The sequence below is a fragment of the Chryseobacterium mulctrae genome (assembly GCF_006175945.1).
Lineage (GTDB): Bacteria > Bacteroidota > Bacteroidia > Flavobacteriales > Weeksellaceae > Chryseobacterium > Chryseobacterium mulctrae.
Map to the genome: position 1 here is coordinate 3,750,729 of NZ_VAJL01000001.1, position 26,392 is coordinate 3,777,120.

22 protein-coding genes and 1 riboswitch are annotated in these 26,392 nt (G+C 33.2%); of the genes, 9 read left to right on the plus strand and 13 right to left on the minus strand.

The window, feature by feature from the left end:
- Positions 1–60: 60 nt before the first annotated feature.
- From FDY99_RS17445 to FDY99_RS17470, 6 genes are all read right to left on the minus strand, one after another.
- A complete protein-coding gene (locus tag FDY99_RS17445) occupies positions 61–1,179 on the minus strand; it encodes a helix-turn-helix domain-containing protein (protein ID WP_139423053.1) in 1,119 nt (372 codons plus the stop codon).
- A gap of 330 nt (positions 1,180–1,509) precedes the next feature.
- Positions 1,510–2,160 carry a thiaminase II gene (gene tenA, locus FDY99_RS17450; protein WP_139423054.1) on the minus strand — a complete coding sequence of 217 codons (651 nt, stop codon included), beginning with the start codon at positions 2,158–2,160 and terminating at the stop codon, positions 1,510–1,512.
- Positions 2,147–2,980 (minus strand): bifunctional hydroxymethylpyrimidine kinase/phosphomethylpyrimidine kinase, encoded by an 834-nt coding sequence (gene thiD / locus FDY99_RS17455; protein ID WP_139423055.1) that lies wholly within the window; start codon positions 2,978–2,980, stop codon positions 2,147–2,149. Before thiD ends, tenA begins: the two co-directional genes overlap by 14 nt.
- The gene (gene thiE / locus FDY99_RS17460; protein ID WP_139423056.1) at positions 2,977–3,615 is read right to left on the minus strand and encodes a thiamine phosphate synthase; all 639 of its coding nucleotides are present in this window, start codon (positions 3,613–3,615) and stop codon (positions 2,977–2,979) included. Before thiE ends, thiD begins: the two co-directional genes overlap by 4 nt.
- On the minus strand, positions 3,612–4,409 hold the full coding sequence (thiM, locus tag FDY99_RS17465) for a hydroxyethylthiazole kinase (RefSeq protein WP_185148740.1): 798 nt from the start codon (positions 4,407–4,409) through the stop codon (positions 3,612–3,614). The genes thiE and thiM overlap by 4 nt, the downstream gene beginning before the upstream one ends.
- 61 nt (positions 4,410–4,470) lie before the next feature.
- Positions 4,471–4,563: riboswitch (TPP riboswitch) on the minus strand.
- 203 nt (positions 4,564–4,766) lie between these two features.
- The gene (locus FDY99_RS17470; RefSeq protein ID WP_139423057.1) at positions 4,767–5,123 is read right to left on the minus strand and encodes a response regulator; all 357 of its coding nucleotides are present in this window, start codon (positions 5,121–5,123) and stop codon (positions 4,767–4,769) included.
- A 329-nt stretch (positions 5,124–5,452) separates the two neighbouring features.
- On the opposite strand from FDY99_RS17470, the gene FDY99_RS17475 reads away from it, so the two are divergent.
- A complete protein-coding gene (locus FDY99_RS17475) occupies positions 5,453–8,359 on the plus strand; it encodes a SusC/RagA family TonB-linked outer membrane protein (protein WP_139423058.1) in 2,907 nt (968 codons plus the stop codon).
- Between the two features lie 50 nt (positions 8,360–8,409).
- Complete coding sequence (locus FDY99_RS17480) at positions 8,410–9,903, plus strand: RagB/SusD family nutrient uptake outer membrane protein (protein ID WP_162304184.1); 1,494 nt, start codon at positions 8,410–8,412, stop codon at positions 9,901–9,903.
- Positions 9,904–10,020: 117 nt separating this feature from the next.
- Here the strand turns inward: FDY99_RS17480 and FDY99_RS17485 are convergent, their stop codons facing one another.
- The gene (locus tag FDY99_RS17485) at positions 10,021–10,419 is read right to left on the minus strand and encodes a DUF7674 family protein (RefSeq protein WP_074229531.1); all 399 of its coding nucleotides are present in this window, start codon (positions 10,417–10,419) and stop codon (positions 10,021–10,023) included.
- Between the two features lie 714 nt (positions 10,420–11,133).
- On the opposite strand from FDY99_RS17485, the gene FDY99_RS17490 reads away from it, so the two are divergent.
- The 5 genes from FDY99_RS17490 (at position 11,134) to FDY99_RS17510 (ending at position 17,937) form a co-directional block, all read left to right on the plus strand.
- Complete coding sequence (locus FDY99_RS17490; RefSeq protein WP_074229529.1) at positions 11,134–12,168, plus strand: nucleoid-associated protein; 1,035 nt, start codon at positions 11,134–11,136, stop codon at positions 12,166–12,168.
- Between the two features lie 31 nt (positions 12,169–12,199).
- Positions 12,200–13,927, plus strand: coding sequence for an RDD family protein (locus FDY99_RS17495; RefSeq protein WP_139423060.1), 1,728 nt, complete (start codon positions 12,200–12,202; stop codon positions 13,925–13,927).
- Positions 13,928–14,132: 205 nt separating this feature from the next.
- Positions 14,133–16,340 carry an ATP-binding protein gene (locus FDY99_RS17500; RefSeq protein ID WP_139423061.1) on the plus strand — a complete coding sequence of 736 codons (2,208 nt, stop codon included), beginning with the start codon at positions 14,133–14,135 and terminating at the stop codon, positions 16,338–16,340.
- Between the two features lie 9 nt (positions 16,341–16,349).
- A complete protein-coding gene (locus FDY99_RS17505) occupies positions 16,350–16,901 on the plus strand; it encodes a biliverdin-producing heme oxygenase (protein ID WP_139423062.1) in 552 nt (183 codons plus the stop codon).
- A 109-nt stretch (positions 16,902–17,010) separates the two neighbouring features.
- Positions 17,011–17,937, plus strand: a complete 927-nt coding sequence (locus tag FDY99_RS17510) for a malate dehydrogenase (RefSeq protein ID WP_139423063.1) — start codon at positions 17,011–17,013, stop codon at positions 17,935–17,937.
- Between the two features lie 84 nt (positions 17,938–18,021).
- Here FDY99_RS17510 and FDY99_RS17515 read toward each other — a convergent pair whose 3' ends face one another.
- The 3 genes from FDY99_RS17515 to FDY99_RS17525 all read right to left on the minus strand — a co-directional run bounded on the left by FDY99_RS17515 (position 18,022) and on the right by FDY99_RS17525 (position 20,897).
- Complete coding sequence (locus FDY99_RS17515) at positions 18,022–18,357, minus strand: hypothetical protein (protein ID WP_139423064.1); 336 nt, start codon at positions 18,355–18,357, stop codon at positions 18,022–18,024.
- Between the two features lie 178 nt (positions 18,358–18,535).
- Positions 18,536–19,906 carry a DUF1399 domain-containing protein gene (locus FDY99_RS17520; RefSeq protein WP_139423065.1) on the minus strand — a complete coding sequence of 457 codons (1,371 nt, stop codon included), beginning with the start codon at positions 19,904–19,906 and terminating at the stop codon, positions 18,536–18,538.
- 85 nt (positions 19,907–19,991) lie between these two features.
- The gene (locus tag FDY99_RS17525; protein WP_139423066.1) at positions 19,992–20,897 is read right to left on the minus strand and encodes an NAD(P)/FAD-dependent oxidoreductase; all 906 of its coding nucleotides are present in this window, start codon (positions 20,895–20,897) and stop codon (positions 19,992–19,994) included.
- A gap of 99 nt (positions 20,898–20,996) precedes the next feature.
- On the opposite strand from FDY99_RS17525, the gene FDY99_RS17530 reads away from it, so the two are divergent.
- The gene (locus tag FDY99_RS17530; protein ID WP_139423067.1) at positions 20,997–21,371 is read left to right on the plus strand and encodes a Fur family transcriptional regulator; all 375 of its coding nucleotides are present in this window, start codon (positions 20,997–20,999) and stop codon (positions 21,369–21,371) included.
- A gap of 52 nt (positions 21,372–21,423) precedes the next feature.
- Here FDY99_RS17530 and FDY99_RS17535 read toward each other — a convergent pair whose 3' ends face one another.
- Positions 21,424–22,134 carry a hypothetical protein gene (locus FDY99_RS17535; protein WP_139423068.1) on the minus strand — a complete coding sequence of 237 codons (711 nt, stop codon included), beginning with the start codon at positions 22,132–22,134 and terminating at the stop codon, positions 21,424–21,426.
- A 116-nt stretch (positions 22,135–22,250) separates the two neighbouring features.
- Positions 22,251–23,966, minus strand: coding sequence for a S41 family peptidase (locus FDY99_RS17540; RefSeq protein ID WP_139423069.1), 1,716 nt, complete (start codon positions 23,964–23,966; stop codon positions 22,251–22,253).
- 234 nt (positions 23,967–24,200) lie between these two features.
- Here FDY99_RS17540 and pafA point away from each other — a divergent pair, with 234 nt between their 5' ends.
- Positions 24,201–25,847 (plus strand): alkaline phosphatase PafA, encoded by a 1,647-nt coding sequence (pafA, locus tag FDY99_RS17545; protein ID WP_139423070.1) that lies wholly within the window; start codon positions 24,201–24,203, stop codon positions 25,845–25,847.
- A gap of 71 nt (positions 25,848–25,918) precedes the next feature.
- Here the strand turns inward: pafA and FDY99_RS17550 are convergent, their stop codons facing one another.
- Positions 25,919–26,224: a barstar family protein gene (locus FDY99_RS17550; protein WP_139423071.1), complete on the minus strand. Its 306-nt coding sequence runs from the start codon at positions 26,222–26,224 to the stop codon at positions 25,919–25,921.
- Positions 26,225–26,392: the final 168 nt, after the last annotated feature.

A 26,392-nucleotide genomic window follows, 5' to 3' on the forward strand; every position in this document is an offset into this window, starting at 1 on the left:
CGATGAAAAAATTGGTATGAGTAATAAATTAGAAAGTACGAGTAATTACAAACAGTTGTTTTACAATGCTTTACGATAAGCGGTTGGAGTGTTTCCGGTTTGTTTTTTAAAAGCTGTATTGAAAGAAGATTTCGAATTAAAACCAACTTCATACAAAATTTCAAGAATGGTAACCTTCGATTTTGATGAATCTTTCAGAATTTCCATGGCATTTTCAATTCGGTACGTATTGACGAAATCATAAAAATGCTGCCCCAATTGATTATTAATTAAAACGGATAATTCGCGAACAGGAACATTGATTTCTTTTGAAATATCCTGGATCTTTAAGTCCGGATTAAGAAAAGGTTTTTCATCAGTCATGTATTTTTTAAGCTTCAATAAATCTTCATTTAATGTTTTCGGCTCTATTGTTTTTTCTTCCAAAGGAAAATCGGAAACAAGCTTCATTTTTGAATCAATATTTCTGAAAAGCCCCGGATTATTGAGTGCTTTATACAAATACCAGCAAGTGATGAAAGGTTGCAGCAAGAGAATTCCTATCTTGATCCAATCCGAAATGTAAGGATAATCAGAAAATTTGAAAATATTTTTGAAAATAACAATCAGATAAAGAGCCGTCAAAACGCTGGTAAGTTGAAACAGCCATTGGTAAGAATTAAGATTTTCGCCCGAATTATTTTCCAGATAAAGTTTTTTTGCTCTTCTCAACAATAGAAAAATTGCCGTAAAATATATCAGAACCTGAAGATGAAACAGCCAATGAGTCAACTGCAATTCTATCATATTTTGGCGATTGATGATAAAATTGAGCTTCGAAGCAACATCTACACTATAAAATCGGGGAATAAGAGCAATATTTGAAACTAAAAATGGCAGTAAATGAATCAGATATTTTGGTTTCAGCTTAAAATCTGAATAACAAACCGATAAAATATAAAGGTAAAAAGTTGGAATCTGCAAAAAAGCCAAGGTTGTTCTCAATATTCCCAAATTTGAAGGACCGTCTGAAATTAGGCTAATAAATGGTTCGCTAATATCGATAGCGGAAATGATTAGAAAAAAAGCAAATAGACGATTGCTGGTTTTGTGCTTTGTTTTAACAGCGAGCATAAAAAACGCCAAAAAAAATGAAATGAACAGCGAGATGCCCGTTACAATATTTAAGAAATTATCCATTCACCAGATTTCTTTTAGATTATAGTTTTTTGTGCTGTAAATATAAATGAATTGCCAATAGATACCACACTCATATTTCCAAAATTTTATGAATAATAAAACCTGAGTCTAAATGGTATGAATTATTTGTTTTTTTAATACTTAATAATTTAAACCGCAAAAGAAACAAAAGATGATAGACTGTTTTTAGACAATCAAAAGTTTACAAAATAGATGTTAATCATGCTTAGTTTTGCAAGCTTTTGAATTTCTATTTTTTCCAATCATTTCTTTTGATGCTTTTGCGGTAAATAAAAATATTTTAAAATGAATAAGCTTCTTTTTTCAAAGTTAAATCCAGGTTGTATTGTCATAAGCTGCTTCCCAGAAATAATATTCCATTCGGGATGAGGTCAAAAATGCTTCTGTCATTTTTTCTCTAATCGCAGGAGTTGTAGAAGCGGCTACCTCATCGCAGATATTAATTGCCTGTTGTACGGCTTCTGCAAATTCTTCACCGCCATACGTTTCAATCCATTTTTGGTAAGGATTATTTTCAGATTTTATGGTATTGTAAATATGATCACCTACTTTTTTATAGATCCAAAAACAAGGCAATACTGCCGCCATCGCTATTTCTACGGAATCTAGTGCAGCGGTACTTTTAAGAAAGTGCACATAATGATGACAGACTGGCTGCATTGTACCTTTATCTTTTAAGCCAAAATCTTTAAAATACGATTCATGAAGTGCATTTTCGACGATAATTGCCGTTTCTGCATATTTCAGATATTGCAAGGTATTACTGATGTCATGCGCTCTTGCTGCAATCAGCGCCAATGCTCTTCCGAAATGCTCAAGGTATAAAGAATCCTGAGCCATGTAAAACTGAAATTTTTCTTTGGGAAGACTTCCGTCTGCCAATTGAGAAACAAAAGGCATGGTAAGAATAGCTTGATACCGCTCTTCAGTTTGTTTCCAGGTTAATTTAGACCAATTCATTTTTAATTATTTTATGAGGATTAAAAAAGTGATTAAGGGGACCATTTCCTTTTCCGACAACAACATCTTTTCCGTTTTTAATGGCTTCAAAAACATATTGTTGTGCCAATTCAACCGAATGATACAAATTTTCGCCTCGTGCAATATAAGCCGCAATTGCCGAAGAAAGTGTACAGCCGGAACCGTGAGTATTATTCGTAGCAAATTTTATAGTTTCAAAACTAGATTGTTTACCGTTTTCTTCAAACAATAATGAAGTAACAGTAGGCAATTCCTGATGTCCGCCTTTAAGAAGAATATTTTTACAGCCTGATCTTAAGATCTTTTCACCTGCAATTTTCATATCTTCTAACGTTTTTACTTCCATTTTTGCCAATATCGAAGCTTCATCCATATTCGGTGTGATAATTTCTGCGATAGGAAATAATTGTTCAACGATAGTTTGAATGGTTTCTTCTTCAATCAAACGATGTCCGCTTGTGGCAACCATAACGGGATCAAATACAATGGGGATTTTTGGATATTTACTTAAAGTTTTTACAATAGTTTCAACTAATTGAGAAGTGTGAACCATCCCGATTTTAATGGCATCAGGAAAAATATCGTCGAGTACAGCTTCTATCTGCTCTGCTACAGCTTCCATCGGAATAGGATATATTTTTCTTACGCCCATTGTGTTTTGAACAGGAAGTGCAGTAAGTACCGATGTTGCATAACATCCCAAAGCTGAAAATGTTTTGATATCAGCCTGTATTCCTGCGCCGCCACTGCCGTCAAAACCTGCGATCGTAAGAACGGTAGGATAAGTATATTTTTTCATTTTACTATTTCATTTTTAATTTCGTATGCTGCTTTTTCAGGATTTTGGGCACTGCAAATCGCAGATACAACAGCTAATGCATCTGCTCCAGCTTTTATAATGGAGGTTGCGTTTGAAGAATTGATATTTCCGATGGCAACGAGCGGTTTGTCTGTAAGAGATCTTATTTTTAATAAACCTTCGAATCCCCATTCTGTCACTGTGTCTTTTTTGGTGTCGGTGCTAAATATGGGACTGATTCCCAGGTAATCTGACAATTCTGTGTTTACATTTTCAAGTTGGCTCAAATATTCAATAGAATATCCAATCATTTTATCTTTAAAGAACACTTCATTTCTGAGACTTGCCGGAGATTTATCATTATTCCCGACATGAATTCCTGCTGAATCAATTTTTTCAGCAAGCTCAAAATGATCATTAATAATAAGCGGAATATTGTATTTAACGGTAATCTCTTTTAATGCAAATGCTTTCCGAAGAAAATCTTCTGTTGAGGTATTTTTTTCACGCAATTGAATAATATCAACGCCTCCTAAAATCGATTTTTCTGCAACTTCAAGAAAATCTTTCCCTAAACAATCTTTCTCTGAAATCACCAAATACAGCTGATAAGGAAATGATGGTTTTAAGATCATTGTTTTACTATTTTTAAATGATTATAAAACTCATCTTCTGTAATATTGTATAGTTTATCAATGATATTGAGTTGTAAACTTCCCGGACCTGCACTTTGTTTAGATGAGATTTCTCCTGCGATGCCCAATAAACTCATTGCTGCAATAATAGCTTCTGTTTTGTTATCTATAACTCCGATAAAAGAACCAATTAATGCAGTTTCTGTACAACCTAATCCGGTAACTTTGGTCATCATCGGATGACCATTTTTTAAATGAATTTCTTGATTTTCACTAATAATGATATCAGTTTCTCCTGAAATACAGACTATTGATTTGTGGTTTTGAACCAATATTTTGGCAGCTTCTACAGCTTCGTTACTTTTTGCTGTACTGTCGACTCCTTTTGTAATGGTTTTACTGGCTTTTGAAAGAGCAATAATTTCAGAAGCATTTCCTCTGATAACGGTAGGATTTAAAGAAAGAATCTTGCTTAAAACAGAATCACGGTAAGATGTTGCTCCGGCTCCAACAGGATCTAATATCCAGGGTTTATTTAATTCATTGGCTTTTTTTGCAGCCAAAAGCATTGATTCTTCCCAATATTCATCGATTGTACCAATATTGACAACCAGTGAGTGCGAAATATTTACCATTTCTTCCACTTCAGATTTTGCATGAGCCATTATAGGTGATGCGCCAATTGCTAAAACCGCATTAGCAGTGCTGTTCATTACCACATAATTGGTGATACTGTGAACAAGGGGAGAAGTGTTACGTACTTGAAGGATATTTTTCCAAAGATTATTTTCCATTCTAATATTTTTATCAATAAAAGCTTTAGGATAAATCCGGAACAACAGTCATCATTTTAGAAGATGACGTATTGCTTTTCCCTACGTCGGTGTAAGCCGTATCAGGTTCAAAGGGACTCTCTCAATTCTTTTCAGAATACCCCTAAAGCGTACACAAAAGTATTGAAAAATATTTCTTTAACTGCAAAAGCGACAAAAGATTTTATGATGGTATTAAATTATCTAAAAGTTAGTAAAACAAGTATTAAATGAAAATTTTAGATTTTATAAACCTTGAATTTCTTTTTTTCAATAAAAACAAAACACCCTAAAACAAGATGCTTCAGAGTGCTTTTATTTATAATAATTGATAGAATATTAAGCTGTTAATTTTTCAATTTTAACAAGAACATCATCGATGTCAAATGGTTTAGAAATAAATTCATCGGCATCACAAGAATTGATTACATTTTCAGCTTTTGCATGAGCACTGATAATCATTACAGGAATTTTTGAGGTCGCCTCGTTTTCTTTTATTTGATTGCATAAATCGGTTCCTGAACCATCGGGTAATCTTACATCCAAAATAAAAACATCCGGAACAACCGATTGATCTCTATTGTTGAAGGCTTCAACGGTTGCAAATGAACGTACGTCATAATTTTCGAATGACAGGAGCAATTGTAATGCATCTCTGATGCCTGTCTCATCTTCTACGATAAAAATTGTTTTCATACCTCTTGCTTGGCAAAAACAAAGCCAATATTGAGATTGTGTGAAAATATTTCGAAACAAATTAGTATCAAATCTGCATGTATAAGCTTGAAAATCTTTTCTTTTTTGAAAAAATATAGCTTAAAAGTTGGCTTTAAATAAATTATTTGCCAGTATTTCTTTTTTAAGAGATTTGAGCAGGTAACAGCAGGATAGCAGAAATTTTCGATAAGTATACTTTTATAAAAATAAAAATATGAGAAATATCATGTCTTTCCAGATTTAACTTTTCTTACGTTTTAATTTACGAGAAAGTATAAAAGTAATAATTATTAATCACCAGTCACGAAATGAAGAAATCTATAATAACTCTTGGTATTTTACTAAGTACCACAAGTTTTATCTTCGCACAGGAAAAACAAACTACCAATAAGGCCACAGATAGTACAAAATCTAAAACAAAGGAGATAGAGGAAGTAGTCGTTATTGCTTATGGAACACAAAAAAAAGGAGAAGTTACCGGTTCTGTCGGAAAAGTGAATATCTCAAGTTTTAAAGATCGTCCTATTTCACGGGTTGATCAGGCATTAACCGGACAGATTGCGGGAGTTAAAACCCGTGCTACTTCAGGAAAACCGGGAGAACCATTGGAAATCAGAGTTCGTGGTTCGGCTTCGATATCGGCAAGTAATTCTCCTCTTTATGTAGTGGATGGAATGGTAGCGGATGATATGGCCAACATTTCTCCGGATGATGTGCAATCGATTGAAGTGTTAAAAGATGCCGCATCTACAGCAATGTACGGATCAAGAGGTTCTAACGGAATTGTGATTGTAACAACCAAAAAAGGAGTTTCTGGAAAGCCGTCATTCTCATTTTCTCAGTATTATGGGGTTCAGACTATTGAAAAAAAACTGGACATTATGAACAGTGCAGAATGGATTGATTATGCAACCGAATCTATTAATAAAAGATGGGTGGCTTTATCTCCAGGAAATTCAGCTTCTGATAGTTATGCAGTGAGAGCAAATTATTTTAATCTGGCAAATACTACCGATTATAATCTGGCAAATATTACTTATATGGTAGACCCAAGATGGGGAACCGATCAGGTTGCGAATATTGATTGGCAGGATGCTTTTTATCGTCCAGCCGCAATTCAGAATTATCAGTTATCGGTAAGAGGGGGAAGTCAGAATGTAAAATATGCGATTTCGGCTGCGTATTTTGATCAGGAAGGTATGGCGCTAAATACTGGTTTTAATAGATTCAATTTAAGTGCAGTTATTGATGTCAACATTTCTGATAAATGGAAAGCGGGAATTACTTTAAGACCAAGTTATTCTCAAAGTTATGGAGCTGCAGTAGACGGAAAAGACAATGAAGCGCATAAAATGCTATCTATGGTTCCTGTTGCAGAATTGTCAGCTGGTCTTTACACCAATTTCTGGAAAAACATAAGATACAGATGGGCGGGCTCTACAGTAAGCCCGATTGGAACTTTAGAAAATACAACTAATGATACCAATGAGTTCAGATTGTTGTCTACGATGTATATGTCTTACGATATTTTACCGGGTTTAAATTTTAAAATTTCGGGAGGTGCTACAAATAATTTTAATATCAATACGGGTTACATTCCAACTTTCAATTTGGTTACCAATATTCCGGGGCAGGTAAGTATTGCGAGCAGAAGAACGGTAAATTATAACCGATATTTAGGAGAGGCTTTATTAAACTATAAAAAGACTTTCGGAAGTCATAGTATCGCTGCTCTTGCCGGATATAGCGCAGAGAATTACAGAACGACTTCGCAATATAATCGTAACAAAGGTTTTGCGAATGATGATTTGAAAACATTTAATTTCACTCAGTCTGCATCGGTATTAAACTCAGAATATACAGCTTCGGAAAGGATGCTGCTCTCATTATTTGGCCGTGTAAATTATGACTACCAAAAAAAATATATGTTATTTGCAAGTATTCGTAGAGACGGCTCTTCCAGATTTGGATGGAATAATCTTTATGGAACTTTCGCAGCATTTGGTGGTGCATGGAAAATGGATGAAGAAGAATTTTTCAAAGATAAAACATGGTTAAGCAACTTAAAACTAAGATACAGTTGGGGAGAAAACGGAAACGATAACATTGGAGATTACCGAGCTTTTGGAACATTAGCTGGAGGAAATTATTCATTTGGTGGAGGCTTATCAAACGGTTTAATACCCAATACAATTCCCAATCCGAATTTAACCTGGGAAAAAACACAGTCTTCAGATTTTGGTTTTGAATTAGGTTTATTCAACAGAATTGATTTTACAGCAGATTATTACATCAAAAAAACCAATGATCTTCTTTTGCAGCAGCCAATTCCTTACACAACAGGCTACAATATTATGTGGAAGAATGTTGGTTCGGTTGAAAACAAAGGTTTGGAATTCGAACTAAGTACAAAAAACTTAACGGGAGCATTTAAATGGAATACTTCGGCGAATATTGCCTTCAATAATAATAAAGTTTTACAATTGGGAAGTGATAATGCACCTATTTATACAGGTTTTAGTAGCAGTACCAATATTATTAAAGTAGGGGAAGAGCTCAATTCATTTTATTTATATGAAGCGATTGGGGTACTTTCGACTTCAGATATTAATAATTCAGCAGTTGCCAAAACAACTGGAGCGATTGCAGGAGACGTTAAATACAGAGATTTTAATGGCGACGGTAAAATTGACGAAAATGACCGTCATATTGTCGGAAGTCCTACTCCTGATTATTATTGGGGCTTTACCAATACATTTTCTTACAAAGGTTTTGATCTTTCTGTATTTTTTCAGGGTCAGAAAGGAGGTTATAGCTATGCATTACTGGGACGAGCAATTGACCGTACCGGAATGGGAACTACAACTAACGTGATGGGGAACTGGGCAAATCGTTGGCGTTCTGATGCAGATCCGGGAGACGGAAAAACACCAAGATTAGATGGTACTACGGGAAGCCTTTTAGATACAAGATGGTTGTATGATGCGACTTACATTCAGCTGAAAAATGTGACATTAGGATATAATTTTGAGCAGGAATTAGTAAAAAAATTAAAAATTTCTAATCTAAGAGTGTATGTCAGCTTAGAAAATGTCTGGAGAAAAGATCATTATTACGGTGGCTACAACCCGGAATCTGTACAATCAGACGGTACCGACTACGGAGCTTATCCTAATGCAAAAGTATATATGATGGGCTTAAACTTTAACTTCTAAATTCTTAAAAAATGAAAATCAATTATAAAAAAAATATGTCTTTCTTAAATATGAAATCTCTCACAAAAGCATTGGTATGTGGAACAATGATGTTGGGAATGCTGAGTTGTGAAGACGATTTAAGACTCGAGCCAGAAAATAATATTACCCAAAACTCTTTTTATACCACAGAATTACAGATTCAGCAGGCGTTGTCTGGAGTATATTCTGCGATGATAAATTCCTCATCAAGAGGTGGCTATGATGTTAATTTTTATTTATTGGCATCAGAAGTTCGTTCTAATAATTTTAATGCAATTTCCCAAAACGGAAACAGAGATTATTACGCCATCAATCGTTTTCAGGATACTTCTTCTACAGAAGAAATGGAAATTCTTTGGGAAGATGCTTATCAGCAAATTTCTTACGCCAATATGCTTTTATCAAGAATTGACGCAGTACCTTTTGCAGTTGCGGCAACAAAGGAACAGTATCGATCTGAAGCCCGTTTTTTAAGAGCCTATGCTTATTTTGAGTTGATGCGAAGTTTCGGAAAAGTTCCTTTAATCGATCATCCTGTAAGTCCGGAAGAAGCTGCCACAATTCAAAGAACAGATTTGGCAACGCTTTATAATTTCATTACTTCAGAGATTGAGTCATCTATTGGAGGTTTAAAAAATACCTACGATAATGCAAACAAAGGAAGAATAACAAAGTCAGCGGCTCATGCCATGTTAGGAAGAATTTATCTTACCGGGTCTGGTTATCCGCTCAATAATGGAGCGTATGTTGCCAAAGCAAAAGACCATTTATTTACTGTTATTCAGGGAGAAGGTCAGTTTGTCACCTTTGCGCCTAATTACGCAGATTTATTTAAAAGTGCGAATGATAATAAATACCATATTTTCGAAATTCAACATATCAGTGGCGGTTTGTCGCAAGGTTCTTATTTACCAAGTTATGTTTCACCAAATTTTGGAGTGACTGATCCTTTCTACAATCCGCAAGGAAGTTTGTTTAGTTCTGCGGAATTAGGTGTTTCACAATCATTGATTGATACCTATGAACCAGGAGATTTGAGACTTCCGTTAACAATTAAAACCAGCTTCATTGCGCAAAATGGTCAACCGGATCAGGCTAAATTTTTTGTAAAATTCCGTGAAAAAGGAATCGTTCTAACTAATCGTTACGACTGGCCGATTAATTTCCCGATTATACGTTATGCAGACGTTCTTTTGATGTATGCGGAAATTTTAAATAGTCAGGGAAATACAGCTGCTGCAGTTCCATATTTAAACAAAATTCGTCAGAGAGCAGGTCTTACAGCGGTTTCCACCTCTATTTCTGCGAATGATTTCACGACGGCACTTCGTAAAGAAAGAAGAGTAGAATTTGCGGGTGAAGGTGTTTATTGGCATGATTTGGTTCGTTGGAATACGGCTGTAAATGTTATCAATCAAGCTGCAGCAAGTCTTAATTACAACTTTACGATTACGACTAACGATTATCTGTATCAGATTCCTTTATCTCAAATTCAGGTTGCGGGATATGAACAGAATCCTTAATTTTTTTTAAAGTTGATTGATATTTCTGGAAATGAATGTCAATCAACTTTATCTTCATAAAAATAGAAAATCCCGAAGCAAATTTGCCCCGGGATTTTTCGTTATATATAATTTGATTTAGTGTCTTTTAAATAAGATTTCGTCCATTTTTGACTGCTTTACATAAATCTTCTGAAAACTTACCGGCATATATTGATATAACATATTCCATTGGTGAGTGTCGGTTTGTTTTTTAAAACTTCTGAAAGATCTTACAAAAAGATTCTCAATAATCTGTTTTACGTTTTGTGTTCCGTTTCTGTACAACCAGTCCATCATTTTGATGTTGTGGTTCACAATGTTGATCTTTGATTCCTGTAAAAGGTTTTTTAGGTGATCTACCGTTGTCTGAATAATTCCTGCAAAATTATCTTGTGCTGAAAGTTGCACGATTTCCTTTTGTAACGAAGGATAGAATACTTTTAAATGTTCAATTGCCCCATTTTCATTAATTACTTTCTTCTCAATATTTTTCATTTTAAATATTTTTCAAAACATTCTTGTATTAGCTAAAAGTGTACCAATTTCTCGATCGAAATGTTAAAAAATTGCTCTTCATGTTAATTTTGTTTTAATTCCAAAGCTTTTGGTAAGTCTTTTATTAATAGTTGTTTTGATGGAATTTTATTTCTTTGTTTAGTGATTAAATATATAATGAATTGATTTTTAATACAATTAATTGAGATTGGTTTTTATTGTTTTAAAATGAAACATTTAAATTTTGTAATGAAAAGAAATTGTAGTTTTAGAGAAATAACTTTTTCTTCAACATTTCTAAAATTATTAGCGAGTCATTTAAAATAGTTGGATCAATTTCAAACTGTTGTAATAACAGTTGCTTAATTAAAAATAAGATGAGGTGGTAAATAAATTTTTGATTAAAATTTTTCATATTATGAATTTTATTTAACCAAAATTCTTGAGGTTTGAGCTTCTGAAAAAGGACAAGAAAATGTTGAAGAATTACATGGAAATAGTGATTTTATGAGAATGAAAATCGATTATTTTATTATTTTAATTTAAAAATTACTTTTTTTCAAAAAAATGTTGTCGATTTTTGCATTTTTATTCCCATTTTGTGAAAATTATTTTTTGTCGTTTAAAGAATAAAATTTCTAAACTTAAAAAGAAAAGCAATTAGTCGATTTTAATTTACAGAATAAATATATTTGCAATCCATAAAAATCAGAGATGTTTACAAAAATTGTAGTCCACAGAGTCGGAAATAAAATCAACGGAGAATCACTTATACTTTCACAGGAAGAGCTTCAATTGGATGAAGGCACGGTAGAAATGCTTGAAAATTACTTTTTAGGTTCTTTTAAAACAGAAGAAACCTACCAATTTTACAGCGATTCTTATTTGGTAAACAATCCGGTTTTCAGTTCGGTATCTGAAATTTTTGACGATAAAGCGAAGTTTCTTTGGGAAGCAGAAAATATTGCAAAACATCTTTTCGAAGCTGCAGAAAACCCAAGAGTTCAGGGCGGAGAATTATTCATCGTATTCTTTGAAGACGAAAGAGAAAGTGACGAAAGAGTAGATAAAATAGGGATTTTTAAAACCGAAAAAAGAGATTCTTTCTTAAAGATTTTCCCTAAAAATGGCAGCACCCTGAGCGAAGTCGAAGGGTTTGAAATTGAAAAAGATCAGGGAATCAGCCTTTCAAAAATCGATAAAGCTGCTTTAATCTATAATAACAATAAAGAAAGTGGATATGTACTTTCCGTGGTTGACAACAACAAAAACGGAGATATGTATTACTGGTTTGAAGATTTCTTAAAGGTAAAACAGCGTGACGATGAATATTTTCACACGCAGGAAGCTTTGATGGTTTACAAAGATTATATCACCAAACAGCTTCCTCAGGAATTTGAAGTTTCAAGAGCAGATCAGGCTGATTTTCTGAACCAGTCTATTAATTTCTTTAAAGAAAAAGAAGAGTTTAAATTAGATGAATTTGCTGCAGAAGTTTTGAAAGACGAACATGTAATTGAAAGTTTTAATAATTATAAAACCGATTACGAACAGGAAATGCAGATCAATATTGCTGAAGAATTCCCGATAAGTGAAGCGGCAGTGAAAAAAACTCAGCGACATTTCAAAAGTATTATTAAATTAGATAAAAATTTCCATATTTACATTCATGGTGATCGAAAAATGCTTGAGCAAGGGCAGGATGAGAAAGGGAAATTTTATATGCTTTATTTTGATAAAGAAGTATAGAGATTAGTTTAAAATAAATTTCGATCATTTTATGGAAAAAAACTACAGATTTATTGCCATCAGTTCGCTGGCAATATCCCTCATTGGTATTTTAAGTTGCTTTTATTCGTTTTACAGGGTATGGAATGGGGCATCGCAGTTTAATACAATTCCTGAAATTTTTCGAATTTTATTTTCATTCAGTACTTTAAATCTAGATTTCACCAATCGATTTGAGCATCTTGATATTTGGAATTTTGTCTTTTATCTTTTGCTGTTCATTGGTTCGTTGCAGTTCATCAAAACTAAAGGGAAAGAAACCCGCTTCATTGGTTTTGTATTTTCTGTGATTTTTTTTAATGCTATTATTGTGCTTTTACAAAGTACATTTTATAAATCTTTCCTTACAAAATGGCAGGATGTAACGTCTCTTCAAATATTTTCTATAATCATCGGTTATCTTGCTTTAATGGGTGTTTTGTATGTAAGTTATCGAGTTTTAAAACTGATTAAAAGCGAAAAAGAAATAGACGTAATAATAACTGAGAACAAAACGATCGTTACAGATACCGGAAAGTGGCAACGTTTTTTTCATTGGGTTGTCGACTTGGCGGTGATGTCGTTAGTTGTGATTCCTGTGATTATAAGTTTAGGATATTGGCTTGCAGATTCTGGTATTTTAGACGGAAATGAAACGCTTCAAAAGTTTTTTAGAGGAAGATGGTCTTTGTACACTATTATTTTCGTACTCATTCTTATTTATTACCCGATTTCAGAGATTCTTTTTGGGTCATCACCCGGAAAGTTTTTAACGGAATCCAGAGTTGTTAATTCAAAAGCAGAATCTCCCAGTTCTTCTACGATATTTTTGAGAACTTTATGCAGAAATATTCCTTTTGATGCGCTGTCTTTTTTCTCAAAAAGAGGATGGCACGATTCGCTTTCTGAAACGTATGTGGTGAAAGAGAAAAGAACCGGTTTTAAAACCAATAAACTGCTTTGGATTTTACCAGTTTTAGCAATTTATCTTTTGGTAATGTATTTCGGAAAACGATTTTATACTGAATACAAAGCCAATATTGAATTTAATAATACGATGTCTGAAAAATTAAACTTTTTGGAATCTGAAATTAAAAATCCAAACACCAATCAGTTTTTTGTAGTGAATGATATTGATTATTACGGAAACATAAAGAATTACGGTTTTAAAATCGAGAAAATTGAAGGCAGCAAAATAACAATCAAAAGAATTATTGGCGAATCTCTGTCTGAATCTAGCTTTGCTCAGGCAAAATATCTTTATGAGCAACAGAAAGATACCGCAAAAACATTTGTCATCAGAAAATATGATTTGGTCAATATTTTTCCGAATAATCAGGAAGAGCTTTACCGTCCTGTAAAAACATTAGAATTTTTCGAACCAGGAATTCGCTACGGAATTGAAAATGTTTACCATTTTAATGCACCTTATTTAGAAGTATCCATTGGTCAAGACAGCAAAGATTACAGTAATCATAATGCATCTGTTTATTTTCAGAATCTTGGCGGAAGCGGAACGATACTCAATATAAAAAACATCAATAATGATATTAAATGGAATGCCTCTTTTCCGTTAAAAATAATGAATGATGTGCAGTCTCCAACAATTGTTATGGTAGAAAATTTTAAACTAAGTGAAAGAAATATTTCACAAATTGAGATTCTAGATTCTTTAAAACAAAAACATACATTTCTTTTGAAAACCAATGGTTTGCAGGCAGAGGTAACGGAACAGAAATAAATTGTAAAAATATAATTACTTGCCTGAAATGTTAAGTAATATGTTAAGGATTATTAATTATGAGGTGATTATAGTTGAATTATTTAGCTATTTGTTTTAATAAATCATAATTATTGTTAATTATCGTTATGGATTTTGTGTTAAGTACCACGCGAGCGTTGTTTTGGGGAATTATTTAACTATCTTTGATCTTTATTATCATACTATGAATTTTGTTGAATGTCATGATGAGCCCATTCATATTCCGGGCTACATACAAAGTTTCGGATACTTGATTGGCATTGAGACAACTTCTCTTACCATCTCTTTTTTTAGTGAAAATATCTCTGATGTTTTCAAAATAGAACGTTGCGAAGATCTTTTTGGAAAAAAACTTTCACAGTTTCCTGAGGTTTTCCAAACCGTAATCGATTCTGATATTTTTAAAGATGCAGGATTTCTTTCTAAAAGAGAAAATGAAACTTATTTCGACAAAATTACAGTTGCCGGAAAACAATATCATTTTTCGGTTTTCAGAGCAAATGATTATATTTTCTTAGAGTTTGAAGCGGTTTATGAAAACCCAAACAAACGGATTACCAATAAATACGATAATTTTTATATTATCGATAACGAGCAGGAAATTTGGGATCAGCTCCTCAATACGATTTCCAATATCATCAATTATGACCGTATTATGGTTTATAAATTTATGAGTGATGGTTCAGGAAAGGTAATTTCAGAAAAAACAAACAATCATCTTGAAAGTTATTTGGGACTTCATTATCCTGAACACGATATTCCGAGACAGGCGCGAGAACTTTATAAAAAGAAAAGAAAAAGAATATTTTCTGATGTTTACTCACATCCGGTACGTATTCTGAGCCGAAGCGGAAAAAGTGTAGATCTTACTTTCGCAGCTTCCAGAGCAATGTCACCCATCCATGGTCAATACATAAAAAACTCAGGAGCTTCATCAAGCTTCAGTATTTCAATTATCATTGACGATCAATTGTGGGGATTGGTAACCTGTCAAAATTCTGAAGCGAAACATATAGATCTTGAAGATCGTGTACAGGCAGGAATTTTTACTGTTTTAGCATCGAATGCCTATTCTTCTTTTAAATCTAAAAAAGAATTAGAATACAGAATTGATCTTAATGAAAAGCTGTATGCTCTTAAATCTGAGTTTTTAGAGCACGGTTCTTTGTTTGAGTCTTTGGATTTTAATAAATCTGAAATAAGATTAATGCCAAAAGCCGACGGATTGGCAATTATCTCGGACAATGAGATCGTTACAGACGGAATTACACCAGATCGGGAAATTATCAATAACATTGTAAACTGGGCGTATGAAAATACATCAGACAATGTTTTTATCAGCAACAGTTTTCTGAAAGATTACGGATCTGAACTCAATCTAAATTCTGATACTGCAGGAATCATCATCTATTTTGTTGAAAGAAGTAAAAAAGAAATCCTGATATGGTTCAGAAAAGAATTTGATGAACATATTAACTGGGCAGGAAATCCGGAGAAAAAAATTAAAACTTTTTCGAAAAACGGGGAAGAAATAAGAACGGTTTCGCCAAGAGAATCTTTTCAGGTTTTCACTGAAAATATAAAAGGAAAATCTAAAAGATGGAGCTCTAAAAACCAAATTGCAGTGCACCTTATCCGCGATCTTATTTTTGAAACTTCACATAAACAATATATTACCATCAAAAAACTGAACGATCAGCTGAAAAAAGTAAACGAAGAACTAGACAGTTTTTCGTACACGATTTCGCACGATTTGGGAACACCACTTACCGTGATGAAACTGAATGCGCAGATGTTGCTGAACAGTTTAGAAGATATTGCAGACAAGGATAAAAATAAAATCAATTCTATTATCGGCGAGATCGATAATATGGCAGAAATGATGCAGAATGTGCTTCAGCTTAGCCGTGCAAAGCACAGCGAAATACAACTTGAAACCATTGAAACCAATCTGACCATTCGGAAAATTACCGAGAACGCAAAAATCACGTACGACAGTCAGAAAAGTATGGTGGTGATTAAAGAGTGTCCGGAAGTTTTGGCAGATAAAACGATGCTGCATCAGGTATTTTTAAATATAATCAATAACGCTGTAAAATATTCGTCAGATAGAGAACAGCCGATTATTGAAATTGAAGGCACGGAAGCCGGAGATCAAATTATTTACAGAATTAAAGACAACGGCATCGGAATTCCTGAAGAAAATAAACATAGAATGTTTAAAATTTTCAACAGAATGGATAATGCCAAAAAGTTTAAGGGTAATGGAGTAGGCCTTTCAATCGTTCACAGAATTATGAATAGATTGGGCGGAAATGTAGATTATGAGAGTAATAAAGACGGAACTTGCTTTATTTTGACGTTTCAAAAACCTAAATTTGTGAAACTTTAAAACAAAAATATGGTATCTGAATATCTAAAAAAAAATACGGCGGAGTATCACGATGCTGCTGAAAAGCTTTTTAATTCTGAGAAAATTTTTAATAAAACTTTCACTTTAGAAGATTATAAAAAAATCATCAATACCAATTATCTGATGCTTCTTCACAGTGAAAACAAAATATTCAACAACCTTTCTGAAAGATTTTCTGAAAAACTTCAGTTAGATCAAAGAGTAAAGCTTCCTTTAATCGAAAAAGATTTGTCAAGTTTAGCTTTAGAAAACCAAACAGCTTCTCAAGATTTTGAATTGGCGAATGAACATGAAGCTTTAGGAGCAATGTATGTCATTGAAGGTTCTACTTTGGGGGGAAATGTTATTGCAAAACAGCTTTCTAAGACGGAAGGTTTCGATGATGTAACATTCAATTTTTTCGGATGTTATCAGGAAAATACGGGACCAATGTGGAAGAATTTCAAAGAAGTTTTGGACACTGAAGTTACTGAAGAAAACTACGACGAAGTATTATCAGGAGCTAAAAAATTATATACGTTTTTACTAAACGTTAATTAATTTCCTTAAATAAGAATTAAAATTCCCGAAAGATTGCTCAATTTTTCGGGAATTTGTACATTTGGGAAGCAAAAATTAGACTAACAAATAAATAATAAAAAGTAACATTATGAAAGTAACTGTAGTAGGTGCAGGCGCTGTAGGTGCAAGTTGTGCAGAATACATCGCAATGAAAGACTTCTGTTCAGAAGTAGTTTTAGTAGATATCAAAGAAGGTTTTGCTGAAGGAAAAGCAATGGACTTGATGCAGACTGCATCTTTGAACGGATTTGATACAAAAATTACAGGTACAACAGGAGATTACAGCAAAACAGCAGGTTCTCATGTAGCAGTAATCACTTCTGGTATCCCAAGAAAACCGGGAATGACCAGAGAAGAATTAATCGGTATCAATGCGGGAATCGTAAAAGAAGTTACTGAAAACTTAGTAAAAAATTCTCCGGAAGTAATCATCATCGTGGTTTCTAACCCAATGGATACTATGGCTTATTTGGTATACAAAACTTCTGGTCTTCCTAAGCACAAAATCATCGGTATGGGTGGTGCTTTAGATTCTGCAAGATTCAAATACAGATTGGCTGAAGCTTTAGAAGCTCCAATCTCTGATGTAGACGGAATGGTAATCGCTGCTCACAGTGATACAGGAATGCTTCCTTTATTGAGCAAAGCAACAAGAAACGGAGTTCCTGTAACTGAGTTCCTTGACGAAGCAAAACAAAAATATGTAATCGAAGAAACTAAAGTTGGTGGTGCTACATTAACTAAATTATTGGGTACTTCAGCTTGGTATGCTCCAGGTGCAGCAGTTTCTGTAATGGTTCAGGCAATTGCTTGTGATCAAAAGAAAATGATCCCTTGTTCATTAATGCTTGACGGAGAATATGGCGAAAGCGATATCTGTCTTGGTGTTCCTGCAATTATCGGGAAAAACGGTGTTGAAAGCATCGTAACAATTTCTTTAACTGAAGAAGAAAAAGCTAAATTTGCTGAAGCTGCACAAGCAGTAAGAGAAGTAAATGGTGATTTGAAGTTTTAATTGATTAGACTTTATATAAATGAAATCCGCATCGTAAGATGCGGATTTTTTTGTTAGCTCTATTTTGTAAGATTTGTTTTCCTTTTAGAATTTATAATTAAGAATGTCAATAATATTTGAGTTGCAATAAATATAAAAAATGGAATTGTAATTTAAAGCTTCAATAGAAACGTGAATTAATCGGCTTGTAACTGCCGAAATCATAAGTGCAAAACTGATTAACGAAATTAAAACAGGATGTTTACTTTTCATAAAACTTAGAATCATTCCTAAAAGACCTAAAAATGCAAAAAGCTGATCAATGTTTCCAAAGTCAAAAACAGTAAAACCTAACCAAAGAATGAAAGGAATTGCTATCATTTGTCCCATCAGCATGATTAAACAATAAGAGACAATTGAAAATATCTTTAAATATTTCATTATTAGTTTTTTTTAAGTCTTAAAGTAAATTTACCTTTCTTTGATAGGCTATCTATAATTTATATGACGATTCAAATCAAGAACTACTTTAAAACTTTAACCTCAATTTCCACTTTCTAATAATGGAAAAGTTTTAAGAATCTAAGTCAAATTCTTCAATTCTATATTAAAATTTAAATTAATCTCCACCACAACCCCCGCAACTGCTACAAGAACTACCGCCACAAGAAGAATCTGATGACGAAGATGAGGTTCCGCAATCACCATCCGAATTGACTGATACAGATCGATTGGTTAAAGGAACAAAAGAAGTTGTTAAAACTGCGGTTCCCATAAGAAAATAGCTCCATTGCCAATTGTTGTTGGTATTTTTTTTGGGTAGTATAACGGTTTTATATAAGTCGGGTAAAACTTTAGAACTAAATAAATTGGTAAGTCTGAATAAATATCCTATCATCATAAAACTTAAAATAATAACAGCAAAACTTATCAGTAAAATCGGTTTATCACGTAAAATCCCGGTTACAATTCTGAGAAAGCCGAACATAATTAATGATAGAAAAACAACAAAATTCAGAACGAATAAATTGGAGAAAGCTTTCGATCGGTTAAAGTATTTTTTAACAGCTTCCATCGATTTAATGATATTTGAAAATACAGGTTTTGTAATCAACTGAATTAAAAAATTAGGATAAGAAGTTTTTCCAAGATCATTTAATAAGTCGATCACCTGTTGATGTTCTCGTGATTGTATGAACGTTAATTTGTTAGTGCTAATCGTGTTGTCCTCATTTATTTTTATCGAGCCGTTATCAATCAATTCGTTCACAGTTCCGTTGATGACAGGCGAAATACTTTTGTTGTTAAGATAAATTAATTCATAAGGCTGAAGATCAAATACAAAAGAATCTTTATCGAATAAATGAATTGTTTGTGCAAATTTTCTTCTGTTATACCATTCCAATCCTACAATGGAAGCTATGATTAATCCTAAAAATAAAATAATAAAGTCAGGGTTATTAATATTGAGATATAAAGGTTTTAGCAAAAAATAAAGTGAAACACTTAGAATTATGAATGCAACTATTCCTATAATTAATGATGTTCTCAATTTAAATTTTGATTTTTTTAAATTCAAACTTTCAAATGGATTTGCAAGATTCCAAATGTTTTCTGGTTGTGTTCCAAAAAAGTTTTCATATAATTTTGTCGTACGTTCTTTGGCGAGTTTAAATTTTTGAAAATCTTCTTTATTGTGAGTGGAAGGAATATGCTGAATCTGTTTTCCTAAAATCTGACAAAATTCTGAATATGACTTTGTGAAAATAAGATGTTGATGCCAAACCGTATCTACAATTTCCGATGGCGAAACCATCATATCTGAAACTGCAGCCAGATACATGAATTTTTTGTATTCTAAAATTGCCTGTTTTGTAAAACTCTGCATCCAGTAATTTTCATGAGCTAACCGTAATGTGAAGTCATATTCACTTGGAGGCTGATCAAAATCAAACTGCTCAATTTTAGTCCAAAGATCTTTATTCATCATTTTTTTGAATATTGAACTTAAATATAAGTAATTTTTAAGCTCAATATTCTATATAGATCTTTAGATAATAAGATTTAACATATAATTAAAAACAATCCGTCACCAATTCCATATTCACCATTGCGCCGGCTACATTTCCTGTCATTACTGCGTTGGAAACCGAGCGCATCATTGAAGAATTATCACCACAGACAAAAAGACCGGGAACATTTGTTTTCTGAAACTGATCTGTCTTAATGTGACCAAATTCTGTAACCTCACACCCTAAATTTTTCGGGATTTCCGAATGCTGATGAAAAGGAAAAGCTCCGTAAACTGCTTCAAATTTTATTTCTGTTTCGTCTGCGAAAATGATGCTTTCCGCGATTCCTTTATGGTGCTTTAATTCAGCGATTTCATTTTCAATGATTTGAATATTGTTTCGTTGTAATTTATCTCTCTGCTCGTTGGTGAAATTGGCTTTTTCTCTTGTGATAAGCGTAACATCTTTGGTTAAATTTTTAACAAGCGAAGAAATATGTACGGCTTTATCGCCATTGGCAATAATTGCTGTTTTTTTGCCTTTGTATTCGTATCCGTGGCAATAAGGGCAGTGGATCAGAGATATTCCCCAAGATTCTTTAAAACCTTTAATGTTCGGAATTTCATCTGTAATTCCCGTTGCAATTATCAGTTTTTTTGAATAAAATTTTTCTCCTTTTTCTGTTATAACTTCAAAACCCGTTTCAGATTTTTTAGCATCAACCGCTTTTCCTTGATGAAAGTGTACGGTTTCGTATTCGCTTACTTGTTTTCGTGCGTTTTCTGCAATTTCTTTGGGTGATTTTCCATCTTGAGTCAGGAAATTATGGGAATGTGGAGTTTGTTCATTGCAAGGTTTTCCATTGTCTATCACCAAAGTTTTTCTTAATGATCTTCCTAAAGCCATTGCTGCAGAAAGCCCGGAATAGCTTCCGCCAATAATGATTACTTCGTATTCTGTTTCATTCATAGTTTCTGATTTTAGAGATTTGCAAAAAATATTTTAGGTTGAAAAGTTTGGCAAAGTTAGAATAAATTTTTATTATTGCAACATAATCGCATTAATAAAATGATAAGAAGAAGTACACCAACAAAAGAGGCAGTTTTGAATGTTTTAGCAGGCTCTAGAAAAGCGATGAGTTCAGATGCAGTGATGCAGAAAGTCGATATCAGTATTGATCGTGCTACAATCTACCGTGTTCTCAATAGATTCTGCGAAGACGGAATTCTCCATAGAATTGTTGCAGAAGACGGAAAACAGTATTTTGCTGTTTGTATAAAATGTGATGAAAAAAAACTGGCAGATCATCATTTTCATTTCAGATGTACAAAATGTGAAACGATAGAATGTCTGCCAAATGAAGTTCAGTTTTCCTTAGAAAAAGGATATTTAGTTGAAAGCGTAAATTGTATTTTAACAGGAATTTGTAAAGATTGCGCCTAAATAAAAAACCTCTGCATACTTTTGCAGAGGTTGTATTGAGTATTTTAAAAAGTTATTTTTTCTTTTTATTTAAGGAGCCTGTCTTTGGTTTTTCATCTACAATTGACATTTTATTTTCAAAAGGTTTAGCTTCTAAAACCGTGATGCTGGTTTGGTCTTTTCCAAGATTGTATTGTACAAAAACTGTTTTTTCGGTAGTTCGGATAATGTAGGTATTTACATTTTTCCAGTTGTTGCAAGAATGCATGTAACCTAAGTTATAAGCTTCTGGATCTTCTCTTTTTATGCGTTCTTCTTCGCCCTCTCTTAAAACTTCACCAGTGTTGATTTTTACACCTCCAACGTTTTTAATTAATTCATCAAAACTTTTCTGAATTTCAAGCGGAGAAAATTTCTTGTCTTTAAACTCTTCAGAAATCCGGATCTCAGCTTTGTAAGTTTTGCCTTCCATTGAAGTATATGAACCATGATCGTAGAAATATTCTTTATCAAAATCTTTGGTTTGTCCGTCTCCGTGATAAGAATTTGGGTCGGTGAACGTATATCCTTGAGGAAGCTGGAAGTAAGGAAAAGTCCCATGAAATTTATCAGTAACAGAAATTTTACTAATGTTATAGCCGGTGTCTGAAATTACTTCTGATGAAGTTTCACTTTTATCGGTGTTTGTATTTTCTGTTTTAGTAAGAGCCTGATTCTCATCTTTCTTATTGCACGACCACAAAGTAAGCGCTACCAAAGCACTTGTTAAAAGCATATTCTTCATAATTCAATAGGTTGAGAGGTGTAATTCTGCGTTTTTGTGGTAGCAAAATTGGTGCTAAAGAAGATGAAAAAAGTTTAAAATTATGTTAAATTGTAAATAATGAAATGATAACGAAATTATTTTAAAGCATTTAAAACTCTCTCAAATTCCAAATCTTTTTTATCTAAAAAATCCTGATTTTTATATTTAATCACTTCATTAATTCTGACTCCTGTTTGTTGGGTTTGCGAATTGTCGGGATAAAAAATTCCGTTTCCGGTAAATTCTAAAAGATAATCTCCGGGAAGATTTACTTTGACTACATCACCGTCCGCACCGGCAGTTTGTTGCCCGATTGTAATTGACTGAGGGAATATTTTTTGCAAACTCATGGTGTACCATTCACTTGCGCTTCGGGATTCAGGATTAACGATAATAAAAACTTTACCGGAGTACGGCATCGTCTTCATATCTTTTATTTCAGGGAAATAATGATAAGAATCTTTCAGATAAACAAAGGTGCCTATGTTTTTAAGATTTGGAGCATAATATTTATAAAAATAATTTTCGGAAGGTGAAAAGTACTTATACACATAATGAAAAATAAATCCACCCCAATCCGGATAACCTCTCATATCAAAAACCATTGCTTTTTTCTTTGAGGCATCTAGAATAATGTTTTCCATTTTTTTATCAATTTTATCATCATCCACATCATTGATGAATTGTAGCGTGTTATTAATATTAAAATAGGCAATTTCTTTATTAATTAGTTCTCGGTTAGCCCATTTTTGGTTCTTATTGTTTATGTAATTTGAAAGTACATTGACCTGTGTTTTATCTAAAGTGTTTACAAGTTCGATATTTGTCGTAAATGCTTTGTTACCGGATTGTACCTTTAATGATTTTTGCGGAGTATTGTCTGACCAAATAAGATTGTTTTGGTAGGATGAAAGCTCGAATATTAACTTTTCACGATTAGAAACAGAAAGTAGCCTGCTTTTCTCATCGATGATCTGTGATACTTTTTTACCGTTAATTTCTGTGATGTGATCTCCTTTTTTGATGTTTGCTTTTGTACAAATCTCGGGAAATACAATGTCGGTAACCAAGAGATAATTGTTTACAATTTTATAATCGAAAGGGGAATAATAAGAAGCGTTAAACAAAAAATCGTTTCTGTAATTGAGTTCACGATAAAATTTAAAAGCATGGCTGTCTTCCATTTTAGAAACGAGTTTTGCCAGGATGATCTCAAAATCTTTCCTTGAAGTTACTTGTAAGTTTTCGTTTAAACTATTTTTAAAATATTCCTCAAAACCTTTATTCATAATATATTTGTGAGGAAACAGGTAATCTACAACTCCCTGTATTTTTGCTAAAGCGAGTAAACGATATTCAATGGAAATATTTTCGGTTTTTGGAAATGGATATTTTTTTTCGTCACTTACTAATTTTCCTTTTGGAAGGTCTTCAAAATTATAACGGTGATTGTAAATCGAGTTGAGTACCTCTTTATTTTCAGAGCTTATTTTTCTGTTTTTCTGAAACCAATTGAAGTTTTGATTTTTTGTAAAAACATCCTGCGATGTTTCAGAAGGAGCAGAAGCTATAAATTTTTTATTGAGTTTTCCAGTTAATTTTTCAACGATAGAATTAAAATCATCTTGTGAACTGATATTTTTCACATTCACCAAAAACAAACTGTCTGCATCAATTTTTCCGCTTGCTAAATCGGGATGATAATATTTAATGAAATTCCAGGTTTTGATGAAGTCATAATACTGATCTTTCTGAGCGAAAATGTATTGTTGAAATAAAAAAAAGATAAGGAGAACTGATGTTTTTTTCATGGTGATAAGTAATTTTTAAAGATAACAGATATTTGTGAATTGAAAATATTTAAAATCAATAAGTTGAAACTTTTGTCTTTATTGCCATCAAAACAATAATCATATTAATCTTATGTGTGAGAATTCGAAAAATTTACTTTCTCGAAATACAATGATGCCTCATTAAATTTAATTGAAATTTCATACACCAAAACTTTCAAAACCCGTAAATTTGTGGCACTAAAAAGTTATTCAATGTTTAGGAAAATTTCAATTGCTGCAGCTGCATTGCTGTCTGTAATTACAATCAATGCTCAGAAAAATAAAAACAATCAGGTTGATAGACCCAAATTGGTAGTAGGTTTGGTCATCGATCAGATGAGGTGGGATTATCTTTACCGATATTACAGCAAATACGGAAATGATGGTTTCAAAAGACTTTTAAATAAAGGATATTCTTTAAATAACGTACATATTCCTTATGTTCCTACAGTAACAGCTTTGGGGCATACATCTATTTATACAGGATCGGTTCCTGCGATTCACGGAATTGCCGGAAATGATTGGACAGACAAAGAAACCGGTAAAAATGTGTACTGTACAACTGATGAGAACGTACAGCCTGTTGGTACAACCAATGTAAAAGTAGGAAGTCATTCTCCGAAAAATCTTTGGTCTACAACCGTTACAGACGAACTGAGATTAGCAACCAATTTTCAGGGTAAAGTAGTTGGAGTTTCTTTGAAAGACAGAGCTTCAATTCTTCCGGCTGGTCATACTCCAAATGGAGCGTATTGGTTTGACGATTCTACCGGAGATTTTATTACGAGTACTTATTATATGAATGATTTGCCTCAATGGGTAAAGTCTTTCAATTCTCAAAATCTTCCTGACCAGTTGGTTGCAAACGGTTGGAATACTTTATTACCGATCGATCAATATACAGAAAGTTCGCCAGACAATTCTCCTTGGGAAGGGCTTTTAGGAAGTTCAAAAACTCCTGTTTTCCCCTACAGTAATTTGGCTGAAGATTATAAAACTAAAAAAGACAACATCCGTTACACGCCTTTTGGAAATACTTTAACGTTGAAATTAGCTGAAGCTTCTGTGGAGGGTGAAAATTTAGGAGCTGATGAAGTGACTGATATTTTAGCCATCAATTTAGCTTCCACAGATTATGCAGGACATAAATTTGGCCCGAATTCTATAGAAGTAGAAGATGTTTACCTGAGATTAGATCAGGATTTAGCTCAATTTTTCAAATATTTGGACGGAAAAGTTGGGAAGAATCAATACACCGTTTTTGTTTCGGCAGATCACGGTGGAGCGCATTCTGTAGGTTTCCTGAAAGAACATAAAATCAACACAGGATTTTTTGGTGAAGGAATGGAAAAAAGTTTAAATGAAAAACTGAAATCTAAGTTTGGAGTTGATAAATTAATTAACGGAGTAGATAATTACCAAATTTATTTCGACAGAAAATTAATGACCGATAATAAGCTTGAGCTAGAAGATATTAAAGAATTTGCAATTAAAGAATTGGAAAAAGATCCGACAGTTTTATATGCCGTTTCTACAACAGAAGTACAGGAAGCGACAATTCCTGAACCAATCAAACAAAGAATTATCAACGGAATCAACAGACAGAGAAGTGGTGATATTCAACTGATTTCTCATGATTCTATGCTTCCTCCATACTCAAAAACAGGAACTACACACAGTGTTTGGAATTCTTACGATGCACACATTCCTTTGATTTTTATGGGGTGGGGAATTAAACATGGTGAAAGCAACAAACAATATCATATGACCGATATTGCTCCGACGGTTTCAGCATTGTTGCATATTCAGTTTCCAAGTGGAAATGTGGGTAATCCAATTACTGAGGTTATTGGAAGATAATACTGAACTTAACTCATATAAAATCCCCGCAAAATTTATTTTACGGGGATTGTTTTTTTATGATTTAAGATTTATTGCTCGTCAATTTCCTCCTCTTCATCTTCATACTGCTCAAGAAAATAAGTAAAAGTAAAATCTTCAACTTCATCTTCAGCATCTTCCAAAGTAATCAAAAGATCTTCAAATAGTTCAAGCTGATCGACGCTCAAATTCACAAACTCTATGTGAAGCGGCATTTCCAATTCACCAGAAATTACATCTGAAAGTGCATCCAGATTATCTCCGAAATGTTCCGGAAGTTTTATCTTTTCTTTAAGTTGGGTATAAAAATCTTCGTAATCTCCGATTTCTGTAAAGTCAATGTATATTGTGCTCATAATTTATTCAAATTTCTAAAGTACAAAGGTAGTAGTTTTCAGTAATTGTGAAAAGAGGTGTTTCTTGTCATTGCGAGGAGCGAAGTGACGAAGCAATCTCAAATGAAAGTTCAGAAGTTACATCCACATACAGGCATGTTATAAAACATTCTCAAATAATTTCTCGCA

Bases quoted from the DNA above. Each gene is read 5' to 3' on its own strand.
- FDY99_RS17445 (WP_139423053.1), bottom strand. From the start codon at position 1,179: ATGGATAATTTCTTAAATATTGTAACGGGCATCTCGCTGTTCATTTCA.
- FDY99_RS17495 (WP_139423060.1), top strand. From the start codon at position 12,200: ATGGAAAAAAACTACAGATTTATTGCCATCAGTTCGCTGGCAATATCC.
- FDY99_RS17530 (WP_139423067.1), top strand. From the start codon at position 20,997: ATGATAAGAAGAAGTACACCAACAAAAGAGGCAGTTTTGAATGTTTTA.
- FDY99_RS17550 (WP_139423071.1), bottom strand. From the start codon at position 26,224: ATGAGCACAATATACATTGACTTTACAGAAATCGGAGATTACGAAGAT.
- thiD (WP_139423055.1), bottom strand. From the start codon at position 2,980: ATGAAAAAATATACTTATCCTACCGTTCTTACGATCGCAGGTTTTGAC.
- thiE (WP_139423056.1), bottom strand. From the start codon at position 3,615: ATGATCTTAAAACCATCATTTCCTTATCAGCTGTATTTGGTGATTTCA.
- FDY99_RS17475 (WP_139423058.1), top strand. From the start codon at position 5,453: ATGAAGAAATCTATAATAACTCTTGGTATTTTACTAAGTACCACAAGT.
- tenA (WP_139423054.1), bottom strand. From the start codon at position 2,160: ATGAATTGGTCTAAATTAACCTGGAAACAAACTGAAGAGCGGTATCAA.
- FDY99_RS17540 (WP_139423069.1), bottom strand. From the start codon at position 23,966: ATGAAAAAAACATCAGTTCTCCTTATCTTTTTTTTATTTCAACAATAC.
- FDY99_RS17520 (WP_139423065.1), bottom strand. From the start codon at position 19,906: ATGATGAATAAAGATCTTTGGACTAAAATTGAGCAGTTTGATTTTGAT.
- pafA (WP_139423070.1), top strand. From the start codon at position 24,201: ATGTTTAGGAAAATTTCAATTGCTGCAGCTGCATTGCTGTCTGTAATT.
- FDY99_RS17470 (WP_139423057.1), bottom strand. From the start codon at position 5,123: ATGAAAACAATTTTTATCGTAGAAGATGAGACAGGCATCAGAGATGCA.
- FDY99_RS17515 (WP_139423064.1), bottom strand. From the start codon at position 18,357: ATGAAATATTTAAAGATATTTTCAATTGTCTCTTATTGTTTAATCATG.
- thiM (WP_185148740.1), bottom strand. From the start codon at position 4,409: ATGGAAAATAATCTTTGGAAAAATATCCTTCAAGTACGTAACACTTCT.
- FDY99_RS17510 (WP_139423063.1), top strand. From the start codon at position 17,011: ATGAAAGTAACTGTAGTAGGTGCAGGCGCTGTAGGTGCAAGTTGTGCA.
- FDY99_RS17535 (WP_139423068.1), bottom strand. From the start codon at position 22,134: ATGAAGAATATGCTTTTAACAAGTGCTTTGGTAGCGCTTACTTTGTGG.
- FDY99_RS17500 (WP_139423061.1), top strand. From the start codon at position 14,133: ATGAATTTTGTTGAATGTCATGATGAGCCCATTCATATTCCGGGCTAC.
- FDY99_RS17525 (WP_139423066.1), bottom strand. From the start codon at position 20,897: ATGAATGAAACAGAATACGAAGTAATCATTATTGGCGGAAGCTATTCC.
- FDY99_RS17480 (WP_162304184.1), top strand. From the start codon at position 8,410: ATGAAATCTCTCACAAAAGCATTGGTATGTGGAACAATGATGTTGGGA.
- FDY99_RS17490 (WP_074229529.1), top strand. From the start codon at position 11,134: ATGTTTACAAAAATTGTAGTCCACAGAGTCGGAAATAAAATCAACGGA.
- FDY99_RS17505 (WP_139423062.1), top strand. From the start codon at position 16,350: ATGGTATCTGAATATCTAAAAAAAAATACGGCGGAGTATCACGATGCT.
- FDY99_RS17485 (WP_074229531.1), bottom strand. From the start codon at position 10,419: ATGAAAAATATTGAGAAGAAAGTAATTAATGAAAATGGGGCAATTGAA.